The 7,410-nt window shown below is 38.4% G+C and carries 2 protein-coding genes and 1 pseudogene; all 3 read left to right on the top strand.

Annotated elements, in window-relative coordinates; all coding sequences use genetic code 11:
• The first annotated feature begins 85 nt into the window (after window positions 1-85).
• Window positions 86-493, top strand: coding sequence for a DUF3368 domain-containing protein (locus tag V7K56_RS21340; RefSeq protein WP_334913321.1), 408 nt, complete (start codon window positions 86-88; stop codon window positions 491-493).
• A 91-nt stretch (window positions 494-584) separates the two neighbouring features.
• Window positions 585-1,043: an aspartyl protease gene (locus V7K56_RS21335; RefSeq protein WP_334913319.1), complete on the top strand. Its 459-nt coding sequence runs from the start codon at window positions 585-587 to the stop codon at window positions 1,041-1,043.
• 889 nt (window positions 1,044-1,932) lie between these two features.
• Window positions 1,933-7,401, top strand: a pseudogene (locus V7K56_RS21330) (trifunctional serine/threonine-protein kinase/ATP-binding protein/sensor histidine kinase).
• Window positions 7,402-7,410 lie beyond the last annotated feature (9 nt).

The raw sequence follows: 7,410 nt of genomic DNA, 5'->3' as shown, positions 1-7,410 counted from the left end.
TGTCTCTTCTTTTACTTGAGATCGAACGATTAATTCCTCTTACACGTAGTTGTGGTTTTGACATCCATATTTACACGTCCAAGATATGAGTATACCCCAAGCTGTCTATAATGAAACTACAGGTTCAGGCTTCCTAAGGTCACAATTTATATTGCAAGCAATTGCTTCTGGATGGCTACAAGTCCGTCCTGTCTCAAACATAGCACTCAGCATCCCCCCAGAGCTAGATCATGGGGAGCGAGAAGCCATTGCCTTAGCTCTCGAAACTGGTGAGCTAAACATTTTGTTAGATGAACGGGAGGCTCGCCAAGTAGCTAAAAATTTGGGATTACAGGTAATTGGTACTCTCGGCATTCTCTTGTTAGCAAAAAATAGAAAAATTATTCCTCAAGTACAACCACTACTTGATGCCATGATTGATATTGCCCAATATTGGGTCAATGCCACACTCTATAAACAAGTCTTACAGCAGACAGGAGAATTAGTTGAGTAGTTTATTTGAGAGGGCGGGGCGAAAATTTTCTTAGCGTTTTTGCATATTTATGCATTGCTCGAAAATACTGTGTTTTCAGGAGTTTGTTGAAATGGGTAAGCTAATACCACCAAATCTTCAGGGTAAGCAAATGGGGCAAGTAATAGTTACCCTCACTGTCACGAATCGAATTGATCGAGTTTTGGCTCAACGAGGCTTTATTTCTTCGGGGGAAGTTCGTTCTTATACTCTGAATAATGTTTTAGTTGATACGGACGCAACTTTGCTGTGTTTACCTACTAATATTATTAGTCAACTAGGTTTAGTCCAAGGTGGAGAAGCCCAGGTAGAGACTGCTGCTGGAGTACAGCAGGGGCGAATTTTCCGAGATGTTGAACTTAGTATTGCAGAGCGTCAAGGAACCTTTGATTGTTTGGAACTCACAGAAGTACCATATCCCCTTTTGGGTGTAACACCGATGGAAGTTTTAGGGTTAGAACCAGACCTTAAAAATCGGAAGTTGCGGATTTTACCGATGAATTCTGAGCAAACTTATCTGAGTGTATTGTAAGCGATCGTATGTTTTATGCTGAAAGCAGGTACTCAGTTTAGGACTTAATTGCATTATTTATGTTTGCGAGAATCACAGACTCTACTAATGGAAATATAGTCACAATTGTTGATTGGCAAGTAGTGACACACGAAAATGGTCAATTATAGATAGATTAATCGACAGGAACGGCAATATTTACCTTGAACGTCCTCACAGCAAAATGCAAAGTTACTCCGAAAGTTGGCAGACTTAACACCAGAACAACTAGTTGAAGTTGAAAAAATATTACTCTTTTGGCTGGAATTGGAGGAGAGAGATTTTGAGAGTGATGAGTAGCAACTCAATATATAGCAATCCGGAATCATCTGTAAGAAAACACTTAAATTTTAATTGTAGTTTTAAACACTCGTTAATAACTTAATTTTGAGGCTATAATTATTAATATGTATTATATATTGCATAATACATCGTTTTAAAAAAAAGTTATATATATTACATTAAATATCACCGTATTTTCTCATAAATCATTTAGGATTGCTATAGGTAAAAATCCTAGATTCAAAGGCTTATGAAATAATATCGCTTCATATTAATGGTTCTTTCGGTATTTTTATGGTAAACATTACTATTTGCTAAATTAGTATAAGTATAATTTAGTGTTGGTAACCCCTAAAACGTAGATGATACAAGCATTTTAAGGATATTAAACATACTCTAATAGCTCAAAAAACTATAATATAGTAAAGTTTTAGGTGATCGCTATGAAATTTGCCGTAGATATTCGCCGTTACCAGGTTTTTTAGGGTTAACGCTTATTTGCTCCTTGTGACCAGCAATGCTCATTTGACCCCATAAAATATGTAAGCGTGTATGGGAATACTAAATCTAGCGCTTAAGATTTTGTAATATGATTAGTATTCCTGGATATTGCCTTAGCGAAGAACTTTATGATGGTTCGAGAACTTTGGTTTATCGAGCTTTTCGAGAGACTGACTCATTATCTGTAGTCATCAAACTGCTGAAAAATCCTTATCCCAGCTTTAGCGAACTAGTACAATTTCGCAATCAATACACCATCGCCAAAAATCTCAACTATCCTCTAATCATCCAAACCTACAGCCTAGAACCGTTCAAAAATGGCTATATGTTAGTGATGGAAGACTTTGGGGGCATTTCCCTCAAGGATTATTTCGCCAACAATAGTAATGTTGTGTCTCTGGATGAATTTTTACAAATTGCGATCGCTCTGGGTGATACCTTAGATATTCTCTACCGCCATCGCATTATTCATAAAGATATCAAACCTGCCAATATTCTGATTAATCCTGATACCAAGCAAGTTAAACTAATCGACTTTAGTATTGCTTCATTACTCAATAAAGAAAACCAAGAAATAAAAAGTCCCAATGTATTAGAAGGAACCCTCGCTTATATTTCCCCCGAACAAACTGGAAGGATGAACCGAGGGATAGACTACCGTAGCGATTTCTATTCTTTGGGTGTGACTTTTTATGAATTACTGACGGGAAAGTTACCATTTATTTGTGATGATCCGATGGAGTTGGTGCATTGTCATATTGCGAAAATACCTACGGTATTAGGGAACAGGGAACAGGGAACAGAGAACAGAGAAGAAATCCCCCAGGTACTTTCAGATATTATTTTCGAATTAATGGCGAAAAATGCCGAAGATAGATATCAGAGTGCTTTGGGATTAAAGCACGATTTAGAAACTTGTTTGTATCAACTTAAGGAAACTGGCAAAATTACCTATTTTGAAATTGGTCAGAGGGATATTTGCGATCGCTTTCTAATTCCCGAAAAACTCTATGGTCGAGAAATTGAGGTTGAGCAATTATTAACTGCATTTGAGCAAGTTTCTCAAGGTTACAGCCAAGTGATGCTTATTGCTGGTTTTTCTGGTATTGGTAAAACTGCGATCGTTAACGAAGTTCACAAGCTAATCGTCCAGCGACGGGGCTATTTTATCAAAGGAAAATTTGACCAGTTCAATCGCAACATTCCTTTTTCGGCATTTGTGCAAACTTTCCGCGATTTAATGAGGCAATTGTTGAGTGAAGGTGATGCTCAATTGTCAAGTTGGAAAAATCAAATTTTACAGGCTGTAGGGAAGAATGGACAAGTCATCATTGATGTGATCCCGGAATTAGAACGCATCATTGGAGTCCAACCATCTGCACCAGAACTATCGGGTATCGCCGCCCAAAATCGGTTTAATTTACTATTTCAAAAGTTTATTCAAGTTTTTACCCAGCCGGAACATCCCTTGGTGATGTTTTTGGATGATTTGCAGTGGGCGGATTCTGCTTCGTTGAATTTAATCCAACTGTTGATGGCGGAGTCAGGAACAGGCTATCTGCTAATGATTGGTGCTTACCGGGATAATGAAGTCTTTGCAGCGCATCCATTGATGCTGACTTTAGATGCGATCGCCAAAACCGGGACAAAGGTAAATACTATCACCTTGAAACCCTTAAGCCAAAACAGTCTCAATCAGTTGGTAGCCGATAGCCTCAACTGTGCGATCGCCTTGGCCCAGCCCTTAACTCAATTGGTGTATCAAAAAACCCAGGGTAATCCTTTTTTTGCTACCCAGTTTCTCAAGGCGCTGCATCAAGACCAATTAATTACTTTTGATACCCAAGCTAGACATTGGCAATGTGACATTGTGCAGGTGCGAGAAGCAGCACTGACAGATGATGTAGTGGAATTTATGGCTGCTCAGTTACAAAAATTACCAGAAACCACCCAAAATATTCTCAAGTTGGCAGCTTGTATTGGCAACCAGTTTGATTTAAATACATTAGCGATCGCTTTTGAACAAACACCCACACAAACAGCAACCTGTTTGTGGAATGCTTTACAGTCGGGTTTAATAATTCCGCAAACTGAAATTTATAAGTTTTTTGTTGGTGCAGCAGATCAACAGATGACTTCACCAACTTCAGAAATGATTAAATATAAATTTTTGCATGATAGAGTGCAACAAGCTGCTTATTCTTTAATTCCCCAAGCCAAGAAACACAAAACACATTTACAGATTGGTCAACTTTTGCTGAAAAGTATACCTGAAATCGAACGAGAATCAAAAATTTTTGAGATTGTTGGTCAATTAAATCGGGGGTACACACTACTAAATAATCAAACAGAGCGAGATGAATTAGCTCATTTAAATTTAATCGCAGGCTCTCGTTCTAAAGAAGCTACAGCCTACAAAGCAGCAATTGAATACTTGACTCTTGGTATTGAGTTACTCGATAGCGATCGCTGCTGGCAGAGCCAATATAACCTCACATTATCGCTCTATGAAGCACTAGCAGAAGCTTGCTACATGTGTGGAGAATTTGAGCAGATGGAAACATGGGCAGAATTAGTTTTACAACACACCCATACTTACTTAGAACAGGTAAAAATTTATGAAGTTAAAATCCAAGCTTGTGTAGCTCAAAATCAGCTTTTACAAGGTATTTCTGTGGCTTTACAGATTTTGCAAAAACTAGGTGTGGATGTGCCAGAAAATCCCACCCAAGATGATTTTATGCAGGGCTTACAAGAAACACAAACTATCCTCGCCAAACGTCAGCCTTCTGAATTAATTGACTTGCCATTGATGACGGATAACTATCACCTGGCAGCATTACGAATTTTATCAGGTATGTTTGGACTCGCCTATAATGGCTGTCCAGCAATGTTTCCTTTAATAGTATTTAAACAAGTTAACTTATCTGTCCTCTACGGTAATGCTAAGTTCTCGGCATGTGCTTATGCAAGCTACGGTTTAATTCTCTCTGCTTTTCTCTCTAAGATAGAGGAGGGATACGAATTTGGACAATTGGCGATCGCTTTGTTAGATCGACTGAATGCCAAGTCACTCAAAGCTAAAACATTTTCTATTTTTAATACTTTTATTAAACATCACAAAGAACCTCTCAAAAATACCTTACAGCCTCTTTTAGAAGGGTATGCTACTGGTCTAGAAATGGGTGATATAGAATGGGCAGTCTGGTGTGCTTTCCCATATACACTTTATCTTTATATGACAGGTTGTGAACTCACAGAAGTTCTGGCAGAAATGGAAACTTACGGAAACGCAATTCTCCATTTTAAGCAAATGACCCAGTATAATCACTTTGTTTCTTATCACCAAAGTGTTTTAAATCTCCTGGGTAAATCTGAGATTCCATTTCAACTGCAAGGGTGCATCTATGATGAAACAATTATGCTACCTCAGCATCAGCAAGCAAATGATCGCCCTGCGGTTTATCACTTGCATATCAACAAAGTGATGCTTTGCTATTTGTTTGCAGAATACGAGCAGAGTTTGGCTGCGGTTAGTATCTGTGAAGAATATTTAGACGGCGTACCAGGTCTATATATTATCCCCTTATTGTATTTTTATGATGCCTTAGCCAGACTAGCTTTGTATCCTCATGCAACATCATTACAGCAATCAGCACTGCTTGAGCGTGTTGACAACGACCTAGCTAAGATACAGCAATGTGCATCTTATGCACCCATAAACTATCTGCATAAATATGATTTGATTAGCGCAGAGCGGTGTCACGCTTTGAACCAAAAATTAGAAGCAATTGAACTTTATGATCGCGCTATTTCTCTAGCTAAAGAAAACGGCTATATCCAAGAAGCAGCATTAGCCAATGAACTAGCAGCGAAATTTTACTTAGATTGGGGTAAAGAGAAAGTCGCCGCAGGCTATATGCAAGAAGCTTACTACTGCTATGCCAAATGGGGAGCATTAACCAAAGTCACCCATTTAGAACAAAACTATCCCCAACTACTAGCGGCGATTCTCCAAACTCCTAGCCTAGCAATTACCAATCAGGGAACCATCGCCTCAACCTCAATGAGAAGTTCCACTAACGTCAACAACAACCAGAATTTATGGCTAGATTTTCCGGGGGTAATCAAAGCAGCACAAGCCATCTCCCAAGAAATTGAGTTAGAAAAACTCTTAGCTACTTTAATGCAGATTGCGATCGCTTTGGCGGGAGCGCAAATCGGTCGTTTACTTCTATGCCAAGACGGACAATGGTTAGTAGTTGCTCAAAGCGATTCAAACCAAACACACGGGTTAGAAATTCCCCTATATCAATGTCAGGAAATTCCCCAAAGTTTGATTTATACAGTAGTGCGGACACAAGAAACTACTGTGTTTGAAAACTTGAGTGATTCAGTACAGTTTTCAGGCGATCGCTATATTATTACCCACCAGCCCAAATCCGTGTTATGTACCCCAATTAGCCAACAAGGAAAACTTATTGGCATCCTCTACTTAGAAAATAATCTCACCACAGGAGCATTTACGAGCGATCGCCTGCAAGTCATTCAACTCCTTACTGCCCAAGCAGCTATTTCTTTAAAAAATGCTCAGTTGTATTGTCAATTAGAGGAATATTCCCATAGTTTGGAGCAAAAAGTTTCCGAACGCACCCAAGAACTAACACAAAAAGCAACTCAGCTAGAATTAACCTTACAGGAACTGCAACTGACTCAATCCCAACTAATTCAATCAGAAAAAATGTCAAGCTTGGGACAATTGGTTGCTGGAATCGCCCACTAAATTAATAACCCTGTTAATTTTATTCACGCGAATCTTAGCTATGTGAAAGAATATATGCAAGATTTATTAAACTTGGTCAATCTCTATCAGCAGTCCCATATCAACCAAGTGAAAATTCAAGAATTATTAAATGAAATCGATTTAAATTTTATTCAGTCAGATTTACCAAAAACGCTCCAATCGATGCAAGTGGGAACTGAACGTATCAGTCAAATTGTATTATCTCTGCGAACTTTTTCACGTATGGACGAAGCTGAATTTAAAGAAGTTGATATCCACGCAGGTATTGATAGTACAATCATGATTTTACAACATCGCCTCCAAGAAAAACCAGAGCGTCCGGCAATTGAGATTATTCCAGATTATGGCGAATTACCTGTAATTGAATGTTATGCCGGACAATTAAATCAAGTCTTTATGCATATTTTGACAAATGCGATTGATGCAATCGAACAGAAAAGTATTCAACAGAATCTTGAGTCAATAGAAGTGAATCCGCAGCAAATAAAAATTCGGACTTCAGTTATCGATACCAACTGGATTGAGATTGCGATCGCTGACAATGGTATAGGTATGACTTCCCAGGTGCAACAAAAAATATTTAACCCATTTTTTACCACTAAATCTGTTGGTAAAGGGACGGGAATGGGTATGTCGATTAGTTATCAAATTATTACAGAAAAACACCGTGGCAAATTAAAGTATGTTTCCATCCCCAATCAAGGGACTGAGTTTGTGCTGCAAATCCCTATTCGTCAATCATTAGTAAACTAAAAAGTTTTT

Source organism: Nostoc sp. (assembly GCF_036917535.1).
Taxonomy (GTDB): domain Bacteria; phylum Cyanobacteriota; class Cyanobacteriia; order Cyanobacteriales; family Nostocaceae; genus Nostoc.
The sequence above is the reverse complement of the archived record's forward strand: the minus strand, read 5'-3'. Positions and strand labels throughout refer to the sequence as shown.

What these genes read in the sequence shown, in the direction of transcription:
- V7K56_RS21335 (WP_334913319.1), top strand. Translation starts at nt 585, where the DNA reads ATGGGTAAGCTAATACCACCAAATCTTCAGGGTAAGCAAATGGGGCAA.
- V7K56_RS21340 (WP_334913321.1), top strand. Translation starts at nt 86, where the DNA reads ATGAGTATACCCCAAGCTGTCTATAATGAAACTACAGGTTCAGGCTTC.